The organism is Streptomyces sp. BA2 (assembly GCF_009769735.1).
GTDB lineage: Bacteria > Actinomycetota > Actinomycetes > Streptomycetales > Streptomycetaceae > Streptomyces.
This window is the reverse complement of the sequence record NZ_WSRO01000002.1, coordinates 2,174,702-2,199,187: the sequence shown is the minus strand read 5'-3', so window position 1 is coordinate 2,199,187 and position 24,486 is coordinate 2,174,702. Positions and strand designations below refer to the sequence as shown.

The following is a 24,486-nucleotide window of genomic DNA, read 5'->3' as shown; positions in this document are numbered from 1 at the left end:
ATTGATCGTTCCGGGTTATCGGTGGTGGCGGGGGTCGCCACGGGGTGAAACACGTGCATCGATGGTCGCGCAGAAGGATGCCCCCTGCATGTTGAGCAGGGGGTATGCGGCGTAAGGGTGGCGGCGGTGCGGGGCTAGAAACGCCCGGCGCCAAGGTCCCGCGACACGGCGCGCGCGCAGTCCCGTACGGCGGCAATCAGGTCGGGACGCAGCTCCCCGTCCTTCTGGACCCGTTCCACCGCCCCTGTGATGCCGACCGCGCCGACCGGCATGCGGCGCCGGTCGTGGATGGGGGCGGCCACGGAGGCGATGCCCTCCCAGGTCTCCTCGATGTCGGCGGCGTACCCACGCGCGCGAGTCATGTCCAGGACGCCCTCGAAGTCGTCCGGGTCCACGACGGTGCGGGTGGTCAGGGCCGGCCAGTCGGCCTCGGCGGCCTCGCTGTGCGCCACCGGGTCGTAGGCGGCGAGCACCTTGCCGAGGGCCGTGGAGTGCAGCGGCTGCATGGCCCCCACCTCCAGGACCTGGCGGCTGTCGTCGGGCCGGAAGACGTGGTGCACGATCAGGACGCCCTGCTGGTGCAGGACGCCGAGGTAGACGCTCTCGCCGCTGGACCGGGCCAGGTCGTCGGTCCACACCAGGGCGCGGGCCCGCAGCTCGTGCACGTCCAGGTAGCTGTTGCCGAGGCGCAGGAGCTCGGCGCCGAGCTGATAGCGGCCGGACGCGGACTCCTGCTCGACGAAGCCCTCCGCCTGCAGGGTGCGCAGAATGCCGTGGGCCGTGCCCTTGGCCAGGCCAAGGGCGGACGCGATCTCCGAGAGGCCGAGCCGTCGCTCTCCGCCCGCGAGCAGCCGCAGCATCGCGGCCGCCCGCTCGAGCGACTGGATGTTCCGTGCCATCGCAGCCCCTTCCTCCGTCCCCTCTGACTCCAACGTTCGACAATGCTGAACACTATCGGTCGTTGTCGACCTCCCGCGACAGAGCGGCAGGCTGTGTTTCTGGCCGGATCTCGCCGACTTCCCGCAGAATTCTCGCCGTTCCCCGCCGTGCGCCGCGCCACGCCCCCGAGAAGGGCCGGACCCGCCGGGCGTCCGCCTCGTGAACACTCGCGCGCTGTGGACCTTCGTCCCGTTACCCTGACCGAGTGCGCCTTCCTCCGAAGCGCAAAGCCGACAGCCGTCGCACCTCAGGGAGCTATTTCATGGCCTCGTTGCCGACCCCCTCGTCCGGTTCCTCGAATTCCTCGAACGGAACCCGAGCCGATGCCCTCCGTGAAGCCCTCGCCACGCGTGTGGTGGTGGCGGACGGTGCGATGGGCACGATGCTCCAGGCGCAGGATCCGACGCTTGAGGACTTCCAGCAGCTTGAGGGCTGTAACGAGATCTTGAACGTGACCCGTCCGGACATCGTCCGCTCGGTCCATGAGGAGTATTTCGCGGTCGGCGTCGACTGTGTGGAGACGAACACGTTCGGCACGAACTTCGCCGCGTTGAGCGAGTACGACATCCCCGAGCGCAACTTCGAGCTGTCCGAGGCGGGTGCCCGTATCGCCCGCGAGGTGGCAGATGAGTTCACCGCGTCGACGGGGCAGCAGCGGTGGGTGCTGGGTTCGATGGGTCCGGGCACCAAGCTGCCGACGCTGGGCCATGCCCCCTACACGGTGCTGCGCGACGCCTACCAGATCAACGCCGAGGGCATGATCGCGGGCGGTGCGGACGCGCTGCTGGTGGAGACCACCCAGGACCTGTTGCAGACCAAGGCGGCGATTCTGGGTGCCCGCCGGGCTCTGGAGGCCACCGGCGCGAACCTCCCGCTGATCTGCTCGGTGACGGTCGAGACGACGGGCACGATGCTGCTCGGCTCGGAGATCGGCGCCGCGCTGACCGCCCTGGAGCCGCTGGGCATCGACATGATCGGCCTGAACTGCGCGACGGGCCCGGCGGAGATGAGCGAGCACCTGCGCTACCTGGCCCGGCACTCGCGGGTCCCGATCTCCTGCATGCCCAACGCGGGCCTGCCGGTGTTGGGCAAGGACGGCGCGCACTACCCGCTGACGGCCCCGGAGCTGGCCGACGCCCAGGAGACCTTCGTACGCGAATACGGCCTCTCGCTGGTCGGCGGCTGCTGCGGCACCACCCCCGAGCACCTGCGCCAGGTCGTCGAACGCGTCCGCGGCGTGGAGACGGTGCGCCGTGAGCCGCACCCGGAGCCGGGCGCCGCCTCGCTCTACCAGACCGTGCCTTTCCGCCAGGACACCGCGTATATGGCGATCGGTGAGCGCACGAACGCCAACGGCTCGAAGAAGTTCCGTGAGGCGATGCTGGAGGGCCGCTGGGACGACTGTGTGGAGATGGCCCGCGACCAGATCCGCGAGGGCGCGCACATGCTCGACCTGTGCGTCGACTACGTGGGCCGCGACGGGGTCGCCGACATGGCCGAGCTGGCGGGCCGGTTCGCCACCGCCTCCACCCTGCCCATCGTCCTTGACTCGACCGAACTGCCGGTTCTTCAGGCGGGGTTGGAGAAGCTGGGCGGCCGCGCGGTCATCAACTCGGTCAACTACGAGGATGGGGATGGTCCCGAGTCGCGGTTCGCGAAGGTGACCGCGCTCGCCAAGGAGCATGGTGCGGCGCTGATCGCGCTGACCATCGACGAGGAGGGTCAGGCCCGTACCGTCGAGCACAAGGTGGCCATCGCCGAGCGCCTCATCGACGACCTGACCGGCACCTGGGGCGTTCACGAGTCGGACATCCTCATCGACTGCCTGACCTTCACCATCTGCACGGGCCAGGAGGAGTCACGCAAGGACGGCATCGCCACCATCGAGGCGATCCGCGAGCTCAAGCGCCGCCACCCGGACGTGCAGACCACGCTGGGCCTGTCCAACATTTCCTTCGGCCTCAACCCGGCCGCCCGCGTCGTCCTGAACTCCGTGTTCCTGGACGAGTGCGTCAAGGCGGGCCTGGACTCGGCGATCGTGCACGCCTCCAAGATCCTGCCCATCGCGCGCCTGGAGGAGGAGCAGGTCAAGGTCGCCCACGACCTGATCTACGACCGCCGCGAAGAGGGCTACGACCCCCTGCAGAAGCTCATGGAGCTGTTCGAGGGCGTCAACATGAAGTCGATGAAGGAGGGCAAGGCCGAGGAGCTCCTCGCGCTGCCGCTGGACGAGCGCCTGAAGCGCCGCATCATCGACGGTGAGAAGAACGGCCTGGACGCCGACCTCGACGAGGCGCTGCAGAGCCGCCCGGCCCTGGACATCGTCAACGACACCCTGCTTGAGGGCATGAAGGTCGTCGGCGAGCTGTTCGGCTCCGGCCAGATGCAGCTGCCCTTCGTGCTGCAGTCCGCCGAGGTGATGAAGACCGCGGTGGCGCACCTGGAGCCGCACATGGAGAAGTCGGACTCCGAGGGCAAGGGCACCATCGTCCTGGCCACCGTCCGCGGTGACGTGCATGACATCGGCAAGAACCTCGTCGACATCATCCTGTCCAACAACGGCTACAACGTGGTCAACCTCGGCATCAAACAGCCGGTGGCCGCGATCCTGGACGCCGCCGCCGAGCACCGCGCCGACGTCATCGGCATGTCCGGTCTCCTGGTGAAGTCGACCGTGATCATGAAGGAGAACCTGGAGGAGCTCAACCAGCGCAAGATGGCCGCCGACTTCCCGGTGATCCTCGGCGGCGCGGCACTCACCCGTGCGTACGTCGAGCAGGACCTCCACGAGATCTACGAAGGCGAAGTCCGCTACGCCCGCGACGCCTTCGAAGGCCTGCGCCTGATGGACGCCCTCATCGCGGTCAAGCGCGGCGTCCCCGGCGCCACGCTGCCCGAGCTGAAGCAGCGCCGGGTGGCCAAGAAGGACACCCCCGTCTTGGAGGTGTCCGAGGACGAGGGCCCCGCCCGTTCGGACGTCTCCGTGGACAACCCCGTCCCGACCCCGCCGTTCCGCGGCACCCGCGTCGTCAAGGGCATCCAGCTCAAGGAGTACGCCTCCTGGCTCGACGAGGGCGCCCTGTTCAAGGGCCAGTGGGGCCTCAAGCAGGCCAGGACCGGCGCCGGGCCCTCGTACGAGGAGCTGGTGGAGACCGAGGGGCGGCCCCACCTGCGCGGCTGGCTCGACGAGCTGCACACCAAGAACATGCTTGAGGCAGCCGTCGTCTACGGCTACTTCCCCTGTGTCTCCAAGGGTGACGACCTGATCATCCTGGACGACGAGGGCAACGAGCGCACCCGCTTCTCCTTCCCGCGCCAGCGCCGGGGCCGGCGCCTGTGCCTGGCGGACTTCTTCCGCCCGGAGGAGTCCGGCGAGACCGACGTGGTCGGCCTTCAGGTCGTCACCGTCGGCTCGAAGATCGGTGAGGCCACGGCCGAGCTGTTCGCCGCCGACTCCTACCGCGACTACCTCGAACTGCACGGCCTGTCCGTGCAGTTGGCCGAGGCGCTCGCCGAGTACTGGCACGCGCGCGTGCGCGCCGAGCTCGGCTTCGGCGGCGAGGACCCCGCGGACGTCGAGGACATGTTCGCCCTGAAGTACCGCGGCGCGCGCTTCTCGCTCGGCTACGGGGCCTGCCCCGACCTGGAGGACCGCGCCAAGATCGCCGAGCTCCTGGAGCCGGAGCGGATCGGGGTGCAGCTCTCCGAGGAGTTCCAGCTGCACCCCGAGCAGTCCACGGACGCGATCGTCATCCACCACCCCGAGGCGAAATACTTCAACGCGCGCTGAGCGGACAAGTCGTACACTTATCGGTCCAGTGCAGGCCGGTTGCCCTCCCGTCAAAAGGGGGCAGCCGGCCTTCTCGTCCCTCATGGAGGTGTGCCCGGATGACCAGTACGGTTCCCGCGCTCGGTACCCGAACGGCCGAAGGCTCCGCTCTGCAGGCGGTGCTCCTCGACATGGACGGAACACTCGTGGACACCGAGGGGTTCTGGTGGGACGCGGAGGTCGAGGTCTTCGCCGCACTGGGACACACGCTCGACGAGGCCTGGCGTGACGTGGTCGTCGGCGGTCCGATGACGCGCAGCGCCGGATTCCTCATCGCGTCCACCGGTGCCGACATCACGGTGCCCGAGCTGACCGTGCTGCTCAACGACGGCTTCGAGGAACGCATCGGCCGCGCCCTGCCGCTGATGCCGGGTGCCGCGAGACTCCTGGCGGAGCTCGCCGCGCACGAGGTGCCGATGGCCCTGGTCTCCGCGTCGCACCGGCGCATCATCGACCGCGTGCTCGACTCGATCGGAGCCCACCACTTCACGCTCACCGTCGCGGGCGACGAGGTGACCCGGACCAAGCCGCACCCGGACCCGTACCTCCTCGCGGCGGCGGGGGTTGGCGCGGAACCGGCCAGATGTGCGGTCATCGAGGACACCGCGACCGGCGTCGCGGCGGCCGAGGCCGCGGGCTGCCACGTGGTGGCCGTACCCTCCGTGGCGCCCATCGCGCCGGCCTCCGGCAGGACCGTCGTCCCGTCCCTCGAACACGTCAACCTGCCCTTCCTGCAAGGACTGATGGCTGGAAAGCGCTGAGCAGTTGAAGTTGTGACCTTTCCCACTCGCCGGGGGGTCGACAGCCGGTCACGGCTGTGCCGGGCCTCCGATTTGGGCGAGTTGTGGAGTGACGTTGTGTCCCGATTGAGGGGAACCTGACGAAACCTTCCCGTGTTGGGTTATCGGTGCGTCCGCGCCCGGTTTCGCTGCGTGATTGAGGGTCAACTCCGGTCCCTTCCAGCCCTCCTGGTGGTGCGGACTAATGTCGTCGCGAGAACATCGCCCCGCCCCCACGGACCGACTGACCCCACCCCTCGTTGCCGGTCCGGACGGGACCAACAGCTGTGGAGAACGACGAGCATGAACCGTAAGACTTTGGTGCTGCCGGCCGTCGTAGGTCTGCTCGCCCCCGCGCTCGCGGCGTGTGGCGGAGCAGGCGACGGTGGGGGCGACGACGCGATCGCCGTCGGCACCACGGACCGGTTCGCCACCTCGCCGGAGGTCCCGGCCCCCTTCGACCCGGCGTACGCCTATGACGCGGGCTCCTGGAACATCCTGCGCCAGACGGTCCAGACGCTGATGGCCATGCCGCGCGGCGACGGCGACCCGGAGCCCGAGGCCGCCGAGCGGTGCGGATTCACCGACACCGGCAACGAGCGCTACGAGTGCACGCTGCGCAAGGGCCTGAAGTTCGCCGACGGCAAGCCGCTGACCGCCACCGACGTGAAGTTCTCCATCGAGCGGGTGCGGGACATCAAGGTCAAGGACCCCAGCGGCTCCGACGGCCTGGTGGCCAACGTCGACGCGATCGAGACCCAGGGCGACCGGGGCATCGTCTTCCACCTCAAGAGCCCCGACGCGACGTTCCCGTACAAGCTGGCCACGCCGACCGCGGGCATCATCAGCTCGGAGCACTACGCCAAGAACAAGCTGCGCGACGGCTTCGCGGTGGACGGCTCCGGCCCCTACACCGCCGAGCACGAGGTCAAGGGCAACCAGCTCGTCAAGACGACGTTCTCCAAGAACCCCAACTACAAGGGCGCGTTGAAGCCCAAGAGCGACAAGATCGAGCTGCGCAACTACGCGTCCACCGACGCCATGGGCGCGGCGCTCAAGGGTGGCGACATCGACATGATGACGCGCACCATGTCGCCCGAGCAGATCAAGCAGCTCGGTGAGGACCCGGGCAAGAACATCGAGTTCGTCGAGACGCCCGGCCTCGAAATCCGCTACCTCGGCTTCAACACGGACGCCACCACCGTCAAGTCCAAGGCCGTCCGCCAGGCCATGGCGCAGGTCATCGACCGCGGCGCCCTCGCGACCGGCGTGTACGGCGACGCGGCAGAGCCGCTCTACTCCCTGGTGCCGACCACGATCACGGGCCACACCAACTCGTTCTTCAACAAGTACGGCGACCCGAGCCCGGCCAAGGCTCGGAACCTGCTCCAGAGGGCCGACATCAGCACCCCGGTGAAGCTCACCCTGCACTACACGACCGACCACTACGGCCCTGGCACCAAGAAGGAGTTCGAGCTGCTGAAGAAGCAGCTCAACGCCAGCGGCCTGTTCGACGTGTCGATCAAGGGCGAGGCCTGGGGCACCTTCCGCGCCGCCGAGCAGAAGGGCGCCTACGACGTCTACGGGATGGGCTGGTTCCCCGACTTCCCCGACGCCGACAACTTCCTCGCGCCGTTCCTCGACGAGGACAACTTCCTCGGCTCCCCCTACGTGAACCGCACCATCAACGAGGAGCTGATCCCGCACTCGCGCCGCGAGGCCGACCGGCTCACCGCCTCCAAGAGCATCAAGAAGATCCAGGACATCGTCGCCGAGGACGTGCCGGTGCTTCCCCTCTGGCAGGGCAAGCAGTACATCGCGGCCCGCGACGACATCACGGGCGTCGAGTGGGCCCTCAACTCCTCCTCGAACCTGCAGCTGTGGGAGCTCGGCCGCGGTGTGAGCGGCTGACCTCCGCGCACACCGGCACACCGCCGGGCTTCGCTCCACCGATGGACATCAACGACAAGGCACGTACGTGAAATTGCGTAACCAGTGGTTGGCCCTTCCCCTCACGGGAGGACTGGCCGCCGCCCTGCTGACCGGCTGCGGCTCGGAATCGGGTGGAGCGGGGGAGGACGGCGACTCGGTGGTGATGGGGATGTCGGACGACGTCCTTGCCACCGACCCGGCATCCGGCTACGACCCCGGGTCGTGGCTCCTGTTCAACAACGTCTTCCAGTCCCTGATGAGCTTCCCGAACGGGGGCACCGAGCCGGAGCCCGAGGCCGCGAAGGAGTGCGGTTTCACGGACACGGAGACCAAGGTCTTCGAGTGCACGCTGCGGGACGGCCTGAAGTTCAGCAACGGCAACGCGCTGACCTCGAAGGACGTCAAGTACTCCTTCGACCGCATGATGAAGATCAATGACGACGACGGCCCCGCGATCATGTTCCCGATGCTCGACCGCGTCGAGACCCCGAACGCCAAGAAGGTCGTCTTCAAGCTCAAGTACGCCGACGCGACCTTCCCCAGCAAGATCGCGTCCGGCGCCGGTTCCATCGTCGACCACGCGTCGTACGACATGAACTCCCTGCGCGGCGGCGACGAGGCCACGGGTTCGGGACCGTACAAGCTCGACTCCTTCGACAAGGAGCAGGCGGTCTTCTCGGTCAACCCCGACTACAAGGGCACCGCCAAGGTGAAGAACAAGGGCGTCACGCTCAAGTTCTTCCACGACGACCAGAAGGGCCTGAAGAAGGCGCTCCTGGACGACAAGATCGACATCGCGTACCGAGGCCTCGCCGCCAACGACATCGCGGACATCGAGGCGGACACCTCCGAGGCGAGCCAGAACATCGACGTCGTCGAGGGCACGAGCGCCGAGGTGCAGCACCTGGTCTTCAACATGAAGGACCCGGTCGCGGGGAAGCTGGGCGTCCGCAAGGCCATGGCGTACCTGCTCGACCGTGACGCCCTGGTCAAGGACGTCTACCGGGACACGGCGACGCCGCTGTACTCGATCGTCCCGGCCGGCATCGGCGGTCACAACACCGCCTTCTTCGACACCTACGGCGCCCGCCCGCAGCGCTCCAAGGCCGCGGCCGCCCTGCGCGCCGAGGGCCTGAGCGGCAAGGTCAAGCTCACGCTCTGGTCCACGCCGTCGCGCTACGGCCCCTCGACCGACCAGGAGCTGAAGGCGATCGCCAAGCAGCTCAACGCCAGCGGTCTCTTCGACACCGACGTGAAGTCGATCGAATTCAGCCAGTACGAGCGGGACATCAAGTCCGGCAAGTACGGCGTGTACGTCAAGGGCTGGGTGCCGGACTACCCGGATCCGGACAACTTCACCCAGCCGTTCTTCGGCAAGGGCAACGTCCTGGACAACGGCTACCGGAACAGCGAGATCACCGGCAAGATCATCCCCGGCACCGCCGCCGAGACGGACCGCACGAAGACCGACGAGGACTACTCCAAGCTCCAGGACATCGTCGCGAACGAGCTGCCGATCCTGCCGGTCTGGCAGGCCAAGCAGTACGCCGTCATCTCCGACGACGTGTACGGCGTCGAGTCGTGCCTCGACGCGTCGACGGTGTTCCGCTTCTGGGAACTCAGCAAGGCCTGATCCCCGCCCCACGAACGACTGAAGGTGGCCGCCCCTCCAGGGGCGGCCACCTTCTTCGTTCACCTGTCCCGGCTATTGGGCGCCGGGCCGCACCAGACCGCTCTCGTACGCGTACACCGCGGCCTGCACCCGGTCGCGAAGGCCGAGCTTCGTGAGCACGTGACCCACATGCGTCTTGACCGTCGTCTCGCTCACGAACAGGTCCGCCGCGATCTCCGCGTTCGACAGGCCGCGCGCCACCAGCTTGAGGACCTCGACCTCCCGCTCGGTGAGCGTGTGCAAGGTGTCCGGCACCGGCTCGTCGCCCGACGGGAGATGCCCCGCGTACTTGTCGAGGAGCCTGCGGGTGATGCTCGGCGCGAGCATCGCCTCGCCCGACGCGACCACCCGGATCGCCTGCACCAGTTCGTTCGCCGGGGCGTCCTTGAGGAGGAAGCCGCTGGCACCCGCGCGCAGCGCCTCCACCACGTACTCGTCGAGGTCGAAGGTGGTCAGGACCAGGACCTTCGCAGGACCGTCCCGGCCCGGCCCGGTGATCTGCCGGGTCGCCTCGACACCGTCCATCCGCGGCATGCGGATGTCCATCAGGACCACATCGGGCTGCAGCGCCCGCACCTGGTCGAGAGCCTGCAGGCCGTCTCCGGCCTCGCCGACGACCGCGACGTCCTGCTCGGCCTCCAGAATCATCCGGAACCCGGTGCGCAGCAGTGGCTGGTCGTCGACCAGTAGGACACGGATCGCCACGTAACTCTCCTTCGCTAGCCCGGGGCCATTCTGCCCTGCGTGTCCTCTTCGGACTCGGGCACCCTCACCGCAAGGGGGTACGGCGGGGGAGTCCCGCCGAATTCCGGACATACGGCCTGGTGGTCGCACCAGCCGCAGAGCTTCGTGGGCCTCGGCCGCCAGTCACCCGTCTCGGTGGCGAGCGTGATCGCCTCCCACAACGCGTGCAGCTTCCGCTCGACCTGCTCCAGATCCTCGGTCCTGGGGTCGTACGTGATGACGTCGCCGCTGCCCAGATAGACGAGCTGGAGGCGGCGCGGGACCACGCCCTTCAGCCGCCACACCACCAGGGCGTAGAACTTCATCTGGAAGAGCGCACCCTCCGAATACTCGGGGCGCGGGGCCTTGCCCGTCTTGTAGTCGACGATCCGCACCTCGCCGGTGGGCGCCACGTCCACCCGGTCGATGATGCCGCGCAGCTTCAGGCCCGAGTCCAGCTCCGCCTGCACGAACAGCTCGCGCTCGGCCGGCTCCAGGCGGGTGGGGTCCTCAAGGGTGAACCACCGCTCGACGAGCTTCTCCGCGTCCGCCAGCCAGCGCGCGAGCCGCTCACCCTGCTCGTCGTCGGCGAACAGCTCCGTCAGCTCCGGCTTGGCCTCGCGAAGGCGGTCCCACTGCCCCGGGATCAGGGACTTCGCGCGCGGCGCCGTCCGCTCACCCGCGGGCGCGTCGAAAAGCCGCTCCAGGACGGCGTGCACCAGCGTGCCGCGGGTCGCCGCCTCGCTCGGCTTCTCCGGCAGCTTGTCGATCACCCGGAACCGGTAGAGCAGCGGACACTGCATGAAGTCACTGGCGCGCGAGGGCGACAGGGACGCCGGACGCACGGCCGTCACGACACCGTCGGTGCTGGTTTCCATGAGGACAGACCCTACGACCCGCCACTGACAACGGCCGCATACCATCGACGACAGACCCTCTCGCCCTGCATGATCGTGCGTGTACCGCGCCGGACAGGGGCGAGGGACGCTTATCGAACGAGGGGACATCGTGGACGAGAGCGGCGGGAGCGGCAGGCCGCGATCCGACGGCACGGACGGTCGGCGACCGGGTGCCGCAGAAGGCTCCGGTCACCCGGAGCCGCCACGACCGGTGGACACGGCCGACTCCGCGGAACCCGCACAGGGCGGCCCCGAAGGCACGCCGGGCGCTGCCGGGACTTCCGGCAGGGACAGCGCCGACGACACCGCCCGGCCCCAGACAGCCGACGAGACACCAGGCCCCGCGGAAGAACCCCGGCAGCCGGGCGACCGCCTCACGAAGGCGCCGCAGGCCGCACCCGGAAAGCCCCCGCACGACACCCACCCCGACTACGCCCACGCCAGCCACGGCCCCGCTCCCAAGCTCACCCCTCCCAAGGACAAGAAAGGCCCCGGGGGAGGACTGCTCATGGGACGCCCCTTCGGCGTGCCCGTGTACGTGGCCCCGAGCTGGTTCCTCGTAGCCGCGCTCATCACCTGGGTCTTCGGCGGCCAGCTCGACCGCGTCCTGCCCGAACTCGGCGCCGCCCGCTACCTCGTCTCGCTCTTCTTCGCCGTCGCCTTCTACGCCTCCGTGCTCGTCCACGAACTGGCGCACACCGTCGCCGCCCTGCGCTTCAAGCTGCCCGTGCGCCGCATCCAGCTGCAGTTCTTCGGCGGCGTCTCGGAGATCGAGAAGGAGTCGGAGACACCGGGACGCGAGTTCATCCTCGCCTTCGTGGGCCCCCTGCTCTCCCTCGTCCTCTCGGGCCTCTTCTACGGGGCCATGCGCCTCGTGGAGCCCGGCACCGTGCCCGGCGTCCTGCTCGCGGGCCTGATGATCTCCAACCTCATCGTCGCCGCCTTCAACCTCCTGCCCGGCCTGCCCCTGGACGGCGGCCGCATGCTCCGAGCCGTCGTCTGGAAGATCACCGGCAAGCCCATGAGCGGCACGATCGCCGCAGCCTGGGTCGGCCGCGCGCTCGCCATCTCCGTCCTGATCGGCCTGCCCCTCCTCAACCAGTCCGGCGCGCTCGGCGGCGAGAACCAGGACATCGGCGGCATGGACACCGTCACCGACGCCCTGCTCGCCGCGATCCTCGCCGCCATCATCTGGACCGGCGCAGGAAACAGCCTCCGCATGGCCCGCCTGCGCCAGCACCTGCCCGAGCTCCGCGCCCGCGCCCTGACCCGCCGCGCCGTCCCCGTCGAGTCCGGCACCCCCCTCTCCGAGGCACTGCGCCGCGCCAACGACGCCGGGGCCCGCGCCCTCGTCGTCGTCGACACCGACGGCGACCCGATGTCGGTGGTCCGCGAGGCGGCCATCGTCGGCGTGCCCGAGCACCGCCGCCCCTGGGTCACCGTCAGCGGCCTCGCCCAGGACATCACCGAAGGCATGCGGATCTCCGCCGAGCTCGCGGGCGAGGAGCTCCTCGACACCCTCCGGGCGACACCCGCCACCGAGTACCTCGTGGTCGAGGCCTCCGGCGAGATCTACGGAGTGCTGTCCGCCGCCGACGTGGAGCGCGCCTTCGTCAAGGCGATGGCCCGCCCCAGCTGACGCCGCCACCCTGGTCCGAGGCCCGCGCGGGGGCCGGTAGGCTGTTCACATGTCCGAACCGACCGGTGCCGCCCGCCGACGCGGGCCCTTCAAGGTCGGGGACCAGGTTCAGCTGACCGACCCCAAGGGCCGCCACTACACGTTCACGCTCGAGGCCGGGAAGAACTTCCACACCCACAAGGGTTCCTTCCCCCACGACGAGCTGATCGGTGCTCCCGAGGGCAGCGTTGTCCGCACCACGGGAAACGTCGCCTACCTCGCGCTGCGCCCCCTGCTCCCCGACTATGTCCTGTCCATGCCCCGCGGCGCCGCCGTGGTCTACCCCAAGGACGCGGGGCAGATCCTGGCCTTCGCCGACATCTTCCCCGGCGCACGCGTCGTCGAGGCGGGGGTGGGCTCCGGCTCGCTCAGCAGCTTCCTCCTCCGCGCCATCGGCGACGACGGAATGCTGCACTCCTACGAGCGCCGCGAGGACTTCGCCGAGATCGCCCAGCAGAACGTGGAGCGCTACTTCGGCGCCCCGCACCCCGCCTGGCAGCTCACCGTCGGCGACCTCCAGGACAACCTGAGCGACACCGACGTCGACCGCGTCATCCTCGACATGCTCGCCCCCTGGGAGTGCCTGGACGTCGTCTCCAAGGCGCTCGTCCCCGGCGGCATCCTCTGCTGCTACGTCGCGACCACCACCCAGCTCGCGAGGACCGTCGAGTCCATCCGCGAGATCGGCGGCTTCAACGAGCCGACCGCCTGGGAATCGATGATCCGCAACTGGCACGTCGAGGGCCTCGCCGTCCGCCCCGACCACCGCATGATCGGCCACACCGGCTTCCTGCTCACCGCCCGCCGCCTCGCGGACGGCGTCGAGCCGCCCATGCGCCGCCGCCGCCCCTCCAAGGGCGCCTACGGCGACGACTACACCGGCCCGAACGCCGGCGGCGGCACACCCCGCGCGGAAGACTGAGACACCCGGCACCGCCGACACCCGCGTACAACCGCTGAACGCACAGGCGCCGCCGCCGAGTTCCCCACGAGAGAAGGGAACTCGGCGGCGGCGCCTTTCCGTTCACGGAAGCCCCCGACCCCGGTGTTCCGCCGCACTGTGAGGTATGGCACGATGCTGGCCACCTCCCCCACCGGCACAGCCCTCACAGGAGACACTCCTAGTGCAGCACCCCGCCGTCCCGGAACTGGCACACAACACCACCCGCCCCATCCACTGGCTGGCCACCGCGGCCGCGCTCGCCGCCGTCGTCGCCGGCTCGTCCTTCCTGCAGCCCGACCCCGCGAACGCCGCACAGGCGGGCTCCAAGCCGTCCAGCAAGACCGCGGCCGCGCCCGCGACCGCCCCGGATCCGGCCACCGTCACGTACCCCCTCACTTGCGGCAGCGTGAAACCCGTGGTCAAGGAGAAGGCCTCCGGGGACCTCGACGGGGACGGCAGACCGGAGACCGTCGCCGTGGTGCACTGCGCCGCCGGATCGGGCACGCCGCCCGACGGCGTGTACGTCGTCACGCGCCCCACGGAGGGCAAACCCCGGGTCGTCGCCACCCTCGTCGACCCGAAGGACCGCCAGAACGTCAGCGACTTCGCCGTACGTGACGGTGTGATCACCGCCACGCTCCTCGGCTACTCGTCACCGAACGTGCCCAGCTGCTGCCCCGACCTCCAGGAGGAGGCCAAGTGGCAATGGAAAGACGGCACGTTCGCCCGCTCCACACCGGCCGGGGCACACAGCGTGTGACCGAAGAGACACGAACAAGGGCCTGTGCCCGCCGTCCAGCGGCGGGCACAGGCCCTTGTCAGTCGTCGAGTTCGTCGTCGAGTTCGCGCCCTTACGCGGCGTCGGGGCCGTAGACCTCCACCCTGTCCGAAACGCGACGCACGTGGATGCAGTCCCCGGGGCACTCCTTCGCCGAGTCCGCCACATCACGCAGAAGCGGCAGCGGTACGGGCGTTGTGGCGCCCGGCGCCTGCAGAAGCTCGTCGTCACCGCTCTTCACATAAGCCAGCCCGTCGATGTCCAGCTCGAAGACCTCGGGCGCGTACTGCGCGCAGATGCCGTCGCCGGTGCAGAGGTCCTGGTCGATCCAGACCTCCAGAAGATCGCCCTCAGGGCCGGTCCCAGCCTCGTTCTGCACGGTCATATCTCCTGCCGATCGCTGCGTCGAGCCCACCGACTCGGGTACAAGTCGGGCCAGCTCTGACGGGTGTTGAACGCTTCGACGATACAACCGCCCGCTTTCCGATGTTGCTGGGTGGGTAATGACCTGACGTGAGGGAGAGCGCAAGGGTGAAGATCGGACACACCTCTACCGTCTTTGTGATCTAGGGGTTTCAATCGACACCCACCCAGGTAGGGTCTGGAAGCGTCCAGCTCCCCTTGGAGGAGGTGAGGACCGTGGCAGCCCACGACGACGACATCAACCGCGGCATCCGGCCGGGGCGAGGGTCTGAGGACCCCGCCGGTCAGGTTGCCTATCTCGAGCAGGAAATCGCCGTCCTGCGACGCAAGCTCGCCGACTCTCCGCGGCATACGAGGATTCTCGAAGAGCGGATCGTCGAGCTGCAGACCAACCTGGCCGGCGTATCCGCACAGAACGAGCGGCTCGCCAACACGCTCCGTGAGGCCCGCGACCAGATCGTGGCCCTCAAGGAGGAAGTCGACCGGCTCGCGCAGCCGCCGGCCGGCTTCGGAGTCTTCCTCGTCGCGAACGAGGACGGCACGGCGGACATCTTCACCGGGGGCCGCAAGCTCCGGGTGAACGTCAGCCCCAGCGTGGAGCTCGAAGAGCTCAGGCGTGGCCAGGAAGTCATGCTCAACGAAGCACTCAACGTGGTCGAGGCCATGGAGTACGAGAGCGTGGGCGACATCGTCACCCTCAAGGAGATCCTTGAGGACGGCGAGCGCGCCCTGGTGGTCGGACACACCGACGAGGAGCGGGTGGTACGGCTCGCCGAACCACTCCTCGACGTCACCATCCGCCCCGGCGACGCACTCCTGCTCGAACCCCGCTCCGGCTACGTCTACGAAGTGGTTCCCAAGAGCGAGGTCGAAGAACTCGTCCTCGAAGAGGTACCGGACATCGGCTACGAGCAGATCGGCGGCCTGGGCAACCAGATCGAGCTGATCCGCGACGCGGTCGAACTGCCCTACCTCTACCCGGACCTCTTCAGGGAGCACGAACTGCGGCCGCCCAAGGGCGTCCTGCTGTACGGGCCCCCCGGCTGCGGCAAGACGCTGATCGCGAAGGCCGTCGCCAACTCCCTTGCCAAGAAGGTCGCCGAGGTGACCGGAGCGGCTGCGGGGAAGAGCTTCTTCCTCAACATCAAGGGACCCGAACTCCTCAACAAGTACGTCGGCGAGACCGAGCGTCACATCCGCCTGGTCTTCCAGCGTGCGAGGGAGAAGGCGAGCGAGGGCACCCCCGTCATCGTCTTCTTCGACGAGATGGAATCCCTCTTCCGCACCCGCGGATCCGGAGTCAGCTCGGACGTGGAGAACACCATCGTCCCCCAGCTGCTCGCCGAGATCGACGGCGTGGAAGGCCTGGAGAACGTCATCGTCATCGGCGCCTCCAACCGCGAGGACATGATCGACCCCGCGATCCTGCGGCCAGGACGACTCGACGTGAAGATCAAGATCGAGCGCCCGGACGCCCAGGCGGCGAAGGACATCTTCGCCAAGTACCTCACCGAGCGGCTCCCGCTGCACGCGGACGACCTCGCCGAACACAGCGCCGACCGGCGCACCACCGTGGACGGCATGATCCAGTCCGTCGTCGAGCAGATGTACGCGGAGTCCGAGGAGAACCGCTTCCTCGAGGTGACGTACGCCAACGGCGACAAGGAAGTCCTCTACTTCAAGGACTTCAACTCCGGCGCCATGATCGAGAACATCGTCGGACGCGCCAAGAAGATGGCCATCAAGGCCTTCCTCGACGCCAACCAGAAGGGCATCAGGGTCTCTCACCTCCTCCAGGCTTGCATCGACGAGTTCAAGGAGAACGAGGACCTGCCCAACACCACCAACCCGGACGACTGGGCCCGCATCTCCGGCAAGAAGGGCGAACGGATCGTCTACATCCGTACGCTCGTCACCGGAAAGCAGGGCGCGGACACCGGACGCTCCATCGACACGGTGGCGAACACCGGTCAGTACCTGTAGAAGGCAGGGCGGCTGCGGGTGTCCTTCGTGGGTACCCGCAGCTGTCTGTTTTTCAATGAAGGCAATGATCTCCCCACCAGCGCAAAGGCGCTCTAGGCTCTTCGGTACCGCCGAGTCGCGCAGTGCGGGGACGGGCACCGCACACGCACCGGAGAACCAGCGGTACTTGAGCGCCGTTCCCGAAGGGGAGCGCCGCCGGGCAAGGAGGGCCGCATGACCGTACGGCGAGTAATGGGCATCGAGACGGAGTACGGCATCTCCGTCCCCGGCCACCCGAACGCCAATGCCATGCTCACCTCGTCCCAGATCGTCAACGCCTACGCCGCGGCGATGCACCGGGCGCGACGCGCCCGCTGGGACTTCGAGGAGGAGAACCCCCTGCGGGACGCGCGGGGCTTCGACCTCGCCCGTGAGACCGCCGACGCCAGTCAGCTCACCGACGAGGACATCGGCCTCGCCAACGTGATCCTCACCAATGGGGCACGCCTCTACGTGGACCACGCGCACCCCGAGTACAGCTCACCCGAGGTCACCAACCCCTGGGACGCCGTCCTGTGGGACAAGGCCGGCGAGCGCATCATGGCGGAGGCGGCCGAGCGGGCCGCACAGCTGCCCGGGGCCCAGCCGATCCACCTCTACAAGAACAACACCGACAACAAGGGCGCCTCGTACGGCACGCACGAGAACTACCTGATGAAGCGGGAGACCCCCTTCTCGGACATCGTGCGCCACCTGACGCCGTTCTTCGTCTCCCGCCAGGTCGTCACCGGCGCGGGACGCGTCGGCATCGGTCAGGACGGGCACGAGCACGGCTTCCAGCTCAGCCAGCGCTCCGACTACTTCGAGGTCGAGGTGGGCCTGGAGACCACCCTCAAGCGGCCCATCATCAACACCAGGGACGAGCCGCACTCCGACGCCGAGAAGTACCGCCGCCTGCACGTCATCATCGGCGACGCGAACCTCTCCGAGATCTCGACGTATCTGAAGCTGGGCACGACATCCCTGGTCCTCGCCATGATCGAGGACGGCTTCATCGCGGTGGACCTCGCCGTCGACCAGCCCGTACGCACCCTCCACCAGGTCTCGCACGACCCGACACTCAAGCGTCTGATCACACTCCGTAGCGGCCGGACACTCACCGCTGTCCAGCTCCAGATGGAGTACTTCGAGCTGGCCCGCAAATACGTGGAGGAGCGGTACGGCTCCGACGCCGACGAGCAGACCAAGGACATCCTCGGTCGCTGGGAGGACGTCCTGGGCCGCCTGGAGAGCGACCCGATGAGCCTCTCCGGAGAGCTCGACTGGGTCGCCAAGCGGGAACTCATGGAGGGCTACCGCCGCCGTGACAGCCTCGACTGGGACGCGGCACGCTTGCACCTCGTCGACCTCCAGTACGCGGACGTACGGCCCGACAAGGGCCTCTACAACCGCCTGGTGGCACGCGGCAAGATGAAGCGCCTCCTGGAGGAGCCACAGGTCGAGCGCGCCCAGACCAAGCCTCCGGAGGACACACGCGCCTACTTCCGCGGCCGCTGCCTGGAGCAGTACGCGGACGACGTGGCCGCGGCCTCGTGGGATTCGGTCATCTTCGACCTTCCCGGCCGCGACTCCCTCCAGCGTGTGCCCACACTGGAGCCCCTGCGCGGCACGCGGAACCACGTCAAGGAGCTCCTTGACCGCTGCCGCACGGCAGAGGATCTGGTACGGGTGCTCTCCGGAGGCTGAAAGACCCGGCGTGTGGGAATCATCGAGGTGGTCCCCGGACGTTGCAGTAACTACGGGGCCGATGTCAGACCTGGCTTATAGGGTCTGATCAAGTACATCGCACCTAACGAGCGGGGTGAGGTAGATGGCGACCAAGGACACCGGCGGCGGACAGCAGAAGGCAACGCGTTCCACCGAGGAGGTCGAGGAGCAGACAGAGGAAGCGCAGGGCTCCGAGGACCTCAAGGAGCGCCAGGAGAAGCTGAGCGACGATGTGGACTCCGTCCTGGACGAGATCGACGACGTCCTTGAGGAGAATGCCGAGGACTTCGTGCGGTCCTTTGTTCAAAAGGGCGGCGAGTAAGGCGTTCTGCCTTCGTTTCGAAGGCTTGAACCGAAGGTCGAGCTGGGGGGTTGCTAGGTCGGCCGTGGGCCGGTGGTCGCAGGACCGCCATGCCTCGGATGACCTGGCGACGCTCTCCGGCGGGTCCCTGTGTGATCTTCGAGAACGCTTCAGCCGTTCATGTGGATCACCGCCACGAGACGGGTAGGGTCCGTGGCGTACTGTGCTTCAACTGCAATTCGGCCATCGGCAAGTTGGGGGATTTTCCCGATACTTTGCGGCGGGCCGTCACTTACCTGGAAGGAAACGCGTGGAAGCCAACACTCGTAGCACCGGGCGTCTACCAGCTGCCTTCCTGACGCCTGGTTCTTCGTCCTTCATGGACTTTCTGGCCGAGCATCAGCCCGACATCCTGCCGGGCAACCGGCAGTTGCCGCCCACGCAGGGTGTGATCGAGGCGCCGCACGGCACGACCATCGTGGCGACGACGTTCCCCGGCGGCGTGGTGCTCGCCGGTGACCGGCGGGCGACCATGGGCAATGTCATCGCGCAGCGCGACATCGAGAAGGTCTTCCCGGCCGACGAGTACTCCGCGGTCGGCATCGCCGGCACCGCCGGTCTCGCCGTGGAGATGGTCAAGCTCTTCCAGTTGGAGCTCGAGCACTTCGAGAAGGTCGAGGGCGCCACGCTCTCCCTGGAGGGCAAGGCAAATCGTCTCTCCACGATGATCCGGTCGAACCTGGGAATGGCCATGCAGGGCCTGGCCGTTGTCCCGCTCTTCGCGGGGTACGACGTGGACCGCGAGAAGGGGCGCATCTTCAGTTACGACGTCACGGGCGGCCGTTCCGAGGAGCACGGCTTCGCGGCCACCGGCTCGGGTTCGGTGTTCGCGCGTGGTGCGATGAAGAAGCTCTACCGCAGCGACCTGACGGAGCAGGAAGCGACGACGCTCGTCGTGCAGGCGTTGTACGACGCCGCGGACGACGACTCGGCGACGGGTGGCCCGGATGTGGCCCGCCGGATCTATCCGATCGTCACCGTGATCTCCGACGAGGGGTTCCGGCGGCTTGGAGATGATGAGTCTTCCGAGATCGCTCGCTCGATCCTTGAGCGGCGCCTGGAGCAGCCCGACGGCCCGCGGGCCTCGCTGCTCTGATCGATCCGTATTCGCCACTGACTGAGTCACTGACAGAAAGGGACGGATAGCCGGTGTCGACGCCGTTCTATGTCTCACCCCAGCAGGCCATGGCCGACCGGGCGGAATACGCCCGCAAGGGCATCGCCCGCGGTCGCAGCCTTGTTGTGCTGCAGTTCGCCGATGGCATCGTGTTCGTCGGCGAGAACCCGTCCCGTGCGCTGCACAAGTTCAGCGAGATCTATGACCGGATCGGCTTCGCGGCCGCCGGCAAGTACAACGAGTACGAGAACCTGCGGATCGGCGGTGTGCGGTACGCCGACCTTCGTGGGTACACCTACGACCGCGACGATGTGACGGCCCGTGGGCTCGCGAACGTCTATGCCCAGACGCTGGGCACGATCTTCTCGAGCCAGGCGGAGAAGCCGTACGAGGTGGAGCTGGTCGTGGCCGAGGTGGGTGCCACGGCTGACGCCGATCAGATCTATCGGCTGCCGCATGACGGTTCGATCGTGGACGAGCACGGTTCGGTCGCGGTCGGTGGCAACGCCGAACAGATCAGCGCGTTTCTCGATCAGCGTCATCGTGACGGGATGTCGCTCGCCGAGGCCCTGAAGCTGGCCGTGCAGTCGCTGTCGCGCGACACCAACGGCAGTGAGCGGGAGATCCCTGCGGAGCGGCTCGAGGTGGCGGTGCTCGACCGTACGCGCCCGCAGCAGCGGAAGTTCAAGCGGATCGTGGGGCGTCAGCTCGCGCGGCTGCTCGAAGGCGGTGCCTCGGCGCCCACGGACGCCGAGTCCGACAACGAGGAGGAGACGGATTCCGGCTCCGGGTCCGGCTCCGGGTCCTCCGAGGAGTAGTTCGGTTCGTCGTACGCCCCGTGTCCCGGCCCTGCGGCCGGGGTGCGGGGCGTACGCGTGTGTGGGGGGTCTAGCGGGCGGCGGGGGCCGTCGAGCCGCGGATCACCAGCTCGACCGGGAGGGTGTCGGTCTGGGGCGTGCGGCCGTCGAGGACGGCGAGCAGGGACGTCATGCCGCGTTCGCCGAACTGCTCCGCCGGCAGTCGCACGGTGGTGAGTTCGGGTTCGACGGCGGTGGCCAGGGTGAGGTCGTCGAAGCCGGTCACGGAGAGGTCTTCGGGTACGCGCAGGCCGAGGCGGCGGGCCGCCTTGCAGGCGCCCGCGGCGAGGATGTCGTCGTCGCAGACGAGCGCCGTGGGGCGGGGTCCGGGCGCGGAGAGGGCGGCTTCGGTGACCGTGCGGGCGTGCTCGACGGTGAGGAGTGCCCGCGCGGTGCGTACGGCCGCGCCGGTGCCGCTCAGTGCCGCCGCGAGGGCGTCGGAGCGTACGTCGAAGGTCCAGGAGTCGACGTCCGCGGCGAGGTGCAGGATGTCGCGGTGGCCCAGGGCGAGGAGGTGTTCGGTGGTCTGGCGCATTCCGTCGCCGATGTCGAGGTTGACGGTGGCCGCGCCGAGGCTGCCCGCGGGGTCGCTGTCGAGCATGACCAGGGGGAGTTCGTCGCCCTGGATGGTGGCGAGTGCGTCGGATGCGATGGAGGAGGCGAGGATGCCGTCGAGGGCGGCGCGGCTGGAGTCGAAGGGGTCGCGGGCGGGGCCGATGCCTTCGGGGGAGGGGTAGAGGACGACTCCGAAGCCGTGTTCGGCGGCGACGCGGGCGGCTCCGGTGTAGACGCGGGCGAAGAATTCGTTGGTGAGGGCGGGGACGACGAGGAGGGCCGTCCTGGTGCGGCCGAGGCGGAGGTTGCGGGCGGCGAGATTCGGGCGGTAGCCGAGCTCGCGGGCGGTGGCCCGGACGCGCTCCGCGGTCCGTTCGGCGACGCGGCCGCGCCACTTCTCGCCGAACACGAGGGAGACGGTGGCCTGGGACACCCCGGCGGCGCGGGCGACGTCGCGGCTCGTGGGGCGTGGCCCCCCGGCCTCCTGCTGTGGCCCGGCCACTACTGGTACCTCCCGGATCGGTCCCGCGGGGAGATCGGGATGGACCCGCGGTGAGCGCTCATGGTACGTATGACGCTCGACGTTATACGTAAAACCTCGGCGCGTCGGCGTCGGGGGAGGGGCGGGAAGCATGGCTGCCGGATACGCGGAGATCCTCCGGACGAGATATGCCGGGCGGCTGCTCGCGGGCACGCTGGTGGGCAGGCTGCCCAACGCGACCGCCGCGATCGCGATCGTGCTGTTCATCCGCGCCGAGGGAGGGACCTACAGCCTGGCCGGTGGCCTCGCCGCGGTGTACGGCGTGGCCAACGCGGTGGGGCAGCCGCTGCTCGGCCGCCTGGTGGACCTGTACGGGCAGCCGCGGATCCAGCTCCCCGCGGCGGTCGTCTCGGCGCTCGGCATGGGGGCCTTCGCCTTCACCGGGCCCGATTCGCTCGGCCTCGCGTACGTCGCGGTGGGCGTGGCGGGCCTCTTCACGCCGCCCCTCGAAGGCGGCTTGCGCGCGCTGTGGCCGAGCGTCCTCGGCAAGGAGGAGCAGGTGCACAGGGCGTACGCCATGGACGCCATCGCCCAGGAAGTCATCTTCACCGTCGGGCCGTTGCTCATCACGGGCTGTGTCGCGCTCTGGTCGGAGCGGACCGCGCTGCTCGTGGTGAACGTCATCGGCGTGCTCGGCGCCCTCTCCGTGGTGATGTCGCAGCCCTCGCGCGCGTGGCGCTCGGCGCCCCGCGAGGCGCACTGGCTCGGCGCGCTGCGCTCACCCGGGCTCATCGCGCTGCTCGGCGCGTTCCTCTTCATCGGCATGGCACTCGGCTCCATCACCGTCGCGGGCGTCTCGTACGCCGATGAGAACGGCGGCGACGCGGTGTACGGCTGGATAATGGCGGCGGTCGGACTCGGCGCCCTCATCGGCGGTTCGGTGTACGGGGCGCGGCAGTGGGCCGGCGTGCCGGAGAAGCGGCTGACCGTCCTGGTGGCCCTGCTCGCGCTCTGCTACTGGCCGTTGACGCTGACGCCCGGTGCCGTCGCGATGACGGCGCTCGCGGCCGTCGCCGGGATCTTCCTCGCGCCGGCGCTCGCGTGCGCGTTCATCATCGTGGACCGGCACGCGCCGCGGGGCACCGTCACCGAGGCGTTCTCCTGGCTCGTGACCACGTTCACCGTCGGCGCGTCGCTCGGCACGGCCGCCGCGGGTCCGGTCGTCGAGTGGGGCGGGACCGTGTGGGGCTTCGCCGTTCCGGGGGGCGCGGGCGTCGCCGCGCTGGTTGTTCTGCTGGCCACGGCGCGGGTGCTCGTACTCCCCGCTGATTCGGCGGTCGTTGCGGGTTCATCGGAAAATGATCGAAACGGTGCCGTCGAACCCGGTTTCAGGGCAGGGCATCAGGCGTAATGTTCAGTCATGGACCGCCGCATTTTCGGGCTGGAGAATGAGTACGGCGTCACGTGCACGTTTAGGGGACAGCGCCGTCTGTCGCCTGACGAGGTGGCGCGCTACCTCTTCCGCCGTGTTGTCTCATGGGGCCGCAGCAGCAACGTCTTTCTGCGGAACGGCGCCCGCCTCTATCTTGACGTCGGGTCACATCCGGAATATGCGACACCGGAATGTGACAACGTGACCGAGCTGGTCACGCACGACAAAGCGGGCGAGCGCATTCTGGAAGGCCTGCTCGTCGACGCCGAACGCCGCCTGCACGAGGAGGGAATCGCGGGCGACGTCTATCTCTTCAAGAACAACACCGACTCGGCGGGAAACTCCTACGGCTGCCACGAGAACTATCTGGTGGCCCGGCACGGGGAGTTCTCGCGGCTCGCGGACATCCTCATTCCCTTCCTCGTCACGCGACAGCTGCTGTGCGGCGCGGGCAAGGTGCTGCAGACTCCACGCGGCGCCGTGTACTGCGTCAGTCAGCGTGCCGAGCACATCTGGGAAGGGGTCTCCTCCGCGACCACCCGCTCCCGGCCGATCATCAACACCCGCGACGAACCGCACGCGGACGCCGAGCGCTACCGCCGGCTGCACGTCATCGTCGGTGACTCGAACATGTCCGAGACGACCATGCTCCTGAAGGTCGGCGCCACCGACCTCGTCCTGCGCATGATCGAAGCGGGCACGGTGATGCGGGACCTGACCCTGGAGAACCCGATCCGGGCGATCCGCGAGGTCAGTCACGACATCACGGGCCGCCGCAAGGTGCGTCTGGCCAGCGGCCGCGAGGCCTCCGCCCTCGAAGTACAGCGCGAGTACTACGAGAAGGCCGTGGACTTCGTGGAGCGCCGCGGCATCCGCACGGGCACGGTCGAGCAGGTCCTTGAGCTGTGGGGCCGCACGCTCGACGCGATCGAGGCCGAGGACCTCGACCGCATCGGCACCGAGATCGACTGGGTCATGAAGTACAAGCTCATCGAGCGGTACCGAGCGAAGAACAACATGACCATGTCGCATCCGCGGGTCGCGCAGATAGACCTCGCGTATCACGACATCCACCGCCGTCGCGGGCTGTACTACCTCCTGGAGAGGAAGGGTCAAGCCGCCCGTATCTGCAACGACTTGAAGATCTTCGAAGGCAAGTCGGTGCCGCCGCAGACCACCCGCGCGCGGCTGCGCGGCGACTTCATCCGCAGGGCCCAGGAGCAGCGCCGCGACTTCACGGTCGACTGGGTGCACCTGAAGCTCAACGACCAGGCACAGCGCACGGTGTTGTGCAAGGACCCCTTCCGGTCGGTGGACGACCGGGTGGAGAAACTGATCGCCGGCATGTAACCCCTGATA

19 protein-coding genes and 1 pseudogene are annotated in these 24,486 nt (G+C 68.5%); 15 read left to right on the top strand and 5 right to left on the bottom strand.

The window, feature by feature from the left end; all coding sequences use genetic code 11:
- Positions 1-134: 134 nt before the first annotated feature.
- Positions 135-899, bottom strand: coding sequence for an IclR family transcriptional regulator (locus E5671_RS12545; RefSeq protein ID WP_160504006.1), 765 nt, complete (start codon positions 897-899; stop codon positions 135-137).
- 302 nt (positions 900-1,201) lie between these two features.
- On the opposite strand from E5671_RS12545, the gene metH reads away from it, so the two are divergent.
- The 4 genes from metH to E5671_RS12525 all read left to right on the top strand — a co-directional run bounded on the left by metH (position 1,202) and on the right by E5671_RS12525 (position 9,112).
- Positions 1,202-4,729: a methionine synthase gene (gene metH / locus E5671_RS12540; protein WP_160504003.1), complete on the top strand. Its 3,528-nt coding sequence runs from the start codon at positions 1,202-1,204 to the stop codon at positions 4,727-4,729.
- A gap of 98 nt (positions 4,730-4,827) precedes the next feature.
- A complete protein-coding gene (locus E5671_RS12535) occupies positions 4,828-5,529 on the top strand; it encodes an HAD family hydrolase (protein ID WP_160504002.1) in 702 nt (233 codons plus the stop codon).
- Between the two features lie 321 nt (positions 5,530-5,850).
- Positions 5,851-7,458, top strand: coding sequence for an ABC transporter substrate-binding protein (locus E5671_RS12530; RefSeq protein ID WP_160504000.1), 1,608 nt, complete (start codon positions 5,851-5,853; stop codon positions 7,456-7,458).
- A 67-nt stretch (positions 7,459-7,525) separates the two neighbouring features.
- Positions 7,526-9,112: an ABC transporter substrate-binding protein gene (locus E5671_RS12525; protein WP_160503998.1), complete on the top strand. Its 1,587-nt coding sequence runs from the start codon at positions 7,526-7,528 to the stop codon at positions 9,110-9,112.
- 72 nt (positions 9,113-9,184) lie between these two features.
- Here E5671_RS12525 and E5671_RS12520 read toward each other — a convergent pair whose 3' ends face one another.
- Together E5671_RS12520 and E5671_RS12515 are read right to left on the bottom strand one after the other, a co-directional pair.
- A complete protein-coding gene (locus tag E5671_RS12520; protein WP_135332738.1) occupies positions 9,185-9,856 on the bottom strand; it encodes a response regulator in 672 nt (223 codons plus the stop codon).
- 14 nt (positions 9,857-9,870) lie between these two features.
- Positions 9,871-10,752, bottom strand: a complete 882-nt coding sequence (locus E5671_RS12515; protein ID WP_160503997.1) for a RecB family exonuclease — start codon at positions 10,750-10,752, stop codon at positions 9,871-9,873.
- Between the two features lie 130 nt (positions 10,753-10,882).
- Between E5671_RS12515 and E5671_RS12510 the strand changes: the two genes are divergently transcribed.
- The 3 genes from E5671_RS12510 (at position 10,883) to E5671_RS12500 (ending at position 14,154) form a co-directional block, all read left to right on the top strand.
- The gene (locus E5671_RS12510; RefSeq protein WP_160503995.1) at positions 10,883-12,412 is read left to right on the top strand and encodes a site-2 protease family protein; all 1,530 of its coding nucleotides are present in this window, start codon (positions 10,883-10,885) and stop codon (positions 12,410-12,412) included.
- Between the two features lie 49 nt (positions 12,413-12,461).
- Positions 12,462-13,373 carry a tRNA (adenine-N1)-methyltransferase gene (locus tag E5671_RS12505; protein ID WP_160503993.1) on the top strand — a complete coding sequence of 304 codons (912 nt, stop codon included), beginning with the start codon at positions 12,462-12,464 and terminating at the stop codon, positions 13,371-13,373.
- A gap of 202 nt (positions 13,374-13,575) precedes the next feature.
- A complete protein-coding gene (locus E5671_RS12500; RefSeq protein WP_160503991.1) occupies positions 13,576-14,154 on the top strand; it encodes a hypothetical protein in 579 nt (192 codons plus the stop codon).
- Between the two features lie 91 nt (positions 14,155-14,245).
- On the opposite strand, the gene E5671_RS12495 is transcribed toward E5671_RS12500, so the two are convergent.
- Positions 14,246-14,557 carry a ferredoxin gene (locus tag E5671_RS12495; RefSeq protein WP_160503989.1) on the bottom strand — a complete coding sequence of 104 codons (312 nt, stop codon included), beginning with the start codon at positions 14,555-14,557 and terminating at the stop codon, positions 14,246-14,248.
- 254 nt (positions 14,558-14,811) lie between these two features.
- On the opposite strand from E5671_RS12495, the gene arc reads away from it, so the two are divergent.
- The 6 genes and pseudogenes from arc (at position 14,812) to prcA (ending at position 20,620) form a co-directional block, all read left to right on the top strand.
- Complete coding sequence (gene arc / locus E5671_RS12485) at positions 14,812-16,578, top strand: proteasome ATPase (protein ID WP_160503984.1); 1,767 nt, start codon at positions 14,812-14,814, stop codon at positions 16,576-16,578.
- 213 nt (positions 16,579-16,791) lie between these two features.
- Complete coding sequence (dop, locus tag E5671_RS12480; RefSeq protein WP_160503983.1) at positions 16,792-18,303, top strand: depupylase/deamidase Dop; 1,512 nt, start codon at positions 16,792-16,794, stop codon at positions 18,301-18,303.
- A gap of 124 nt (positions 18,304-18,427) precedes the next feature.
- A complete protein-coding gene (locus tag E5671_RS12475; protein WP_160503981.1) occupies positions 18,428-18,646 on the top strand; it encodes a ubiquitin-like protein Pup in 219 nt (72 codons plus the stop codon).
- Positions 18,647-18,759: 113 nt separating this feature from the next.
- Positions 18,760-18,984, top strand: a pseudogene (locus tag E5671_RS12470) (endonuclease VII domain-containing protein); the annotation flags it as partial.
- Positions 18,936-19,781, top strand: coding sequence for a proteasome subunit beta (gene prcB / locus E5671_RS12465; protein ID WP_160503980.1), 846 nt, complete (start codon positions 18,936-18,938; stop codon positions 19,779-19,781). The pseudogene E5671_RS12470 and the gene prcB, both read left to right, overlap by 49 nt.
- A 53-nt stretch (positions 19,782-19,834) precedes the next feature.
- Positions 19,835-20,620 carry a proteasome subunit alpha gene (gene prcA, locus E5671_RS12460; RefSeq protein ID WP_160503978.1) on the top strand — a complete coding sequence of 262 codons (786 nt, stop codon included), beginning with the start codon at positions 19,835-19,837 and terminating at the stop codon, positions 20,618-20,620.
- A gap of 70 nt (positions 20,621-20,690) precedes the next feature.
- Here the strand turns inward: prcA and E5671_RS12455 are convergent, their stop codons facing one another.
- On the bottom strand, positions 20,691-21,716 hold the full coding sequence (locus E5671_RS12455) for a LacI family DNA-binding transcriptional regulator (RefSeq protein ID WP_336605740.1): 1,026 nt from the start codon (positions 21,714-21,716) through the stop codon (positions 20,691-20,693).
- Positions 21,717-21,846: 130 nt separating this feature from the next.
- Between E5671_RS12455 and E5671_RS12450 the strand changes: the two genes are divergently transcribed.
- A complete protein-coding gene (locus tag E5671_RS12450) occupies positions 21,847-23,106 on the top strand; it encodes an MFS transporter (protein WP_160503974.1) in 1,260 nt (419 codons plus the stop codon).
- 9 nt (positions 23,107-23,115) lie between these two features.
- Positions 23,116-24,477, top strand: a complete 1,362-nt coding sequence (gene pafA / locus E5671_RS12445) for a Pup--protein ligase (protein ID WP_135334215.1) — start codon at positions 23,116-23,118, stop codon at positions 24,475-24,477.
- Positions 24,478-24,486 lie beyond the last annotated feature (9 nt).

Bases quoted from the DNA above. Each gene is read 5' to 3' on its own strand.
- E5671_RS12545 (WP_160504006.1), bottom strand. From the start codon at position 899: ATGGCACGGAACATCCAGTCGCTCGAGCGGGCGGCCGCGATGCTGCGG.
- metH (WP_160504003.1), top strand. From the start codon at position 1,202: ATGGCCTCGTTGCCGACCCCCTCGTCCGGTTCCTCGAATTCCTCGAAC.
- E5671_RS12535 (WP_160504002.1), top strand. From the start codon at position 4,828: ATGACCAGTACGGTTCCCGCGCTCGGTACCCGAACGGCCGAAGGCTCC.
- E5671_RS12530 (WP_160504000.1), top strand. From the start codon at position 5,851: ATGAACCGTAAGACTTTGGTGCTGCCGGCCGTCGTAGGTCTGCTCGCC.
- E5671_RS12515 (WP_160503997.1), bottom strand. From the start codon at position 10,752: ATGGAAACCAGCACCGACGGTGTCGTGACGGCCGTGCGTCCGGCGTCC.
- E5671_RS12505 (WP_160503993.1), top strand. From the start codon at position 12,462: ATGTCCGAACCGACCGGTGCCGCCCGCCGACGCGGGCCCTTCAAGGTC.
- E5671_RS12495 (WP_160503989.1), bottom strand. From the start codon at position 14,557: ATGACCGTGCAGAACGAGGCTGGGACCGGCCCTGAGGGCGATCTTCTG.
- dop (WP_160503983.1), top strand. From the start codon at position 16,792: ATGACCGTACGGCGAGTAATGGGCATCGAGACGGAGTACGGCATCTCC.
- E5671_RS12475 (WP_160503981.1), top strand. From the start codon at position 18,428: ATGGCGACCAAGGACACCGGCGGCGGACAGCAGAAGGCAACGCGTTCC.
- E5671_RS12450 (WP_160503974.1), top strand. From the start codon at position 21,847: ATGGCTGCCGGATACGCGGAGATCCTCCGGACGAGATATGCCGGGCGG.
- pafA (WP_135334215.1), top strand. From the start codon at position 23,116: ATGGACCGCCGCATTTTCGGGCTGGAGAATGAGTACGGCGTCACGTGC.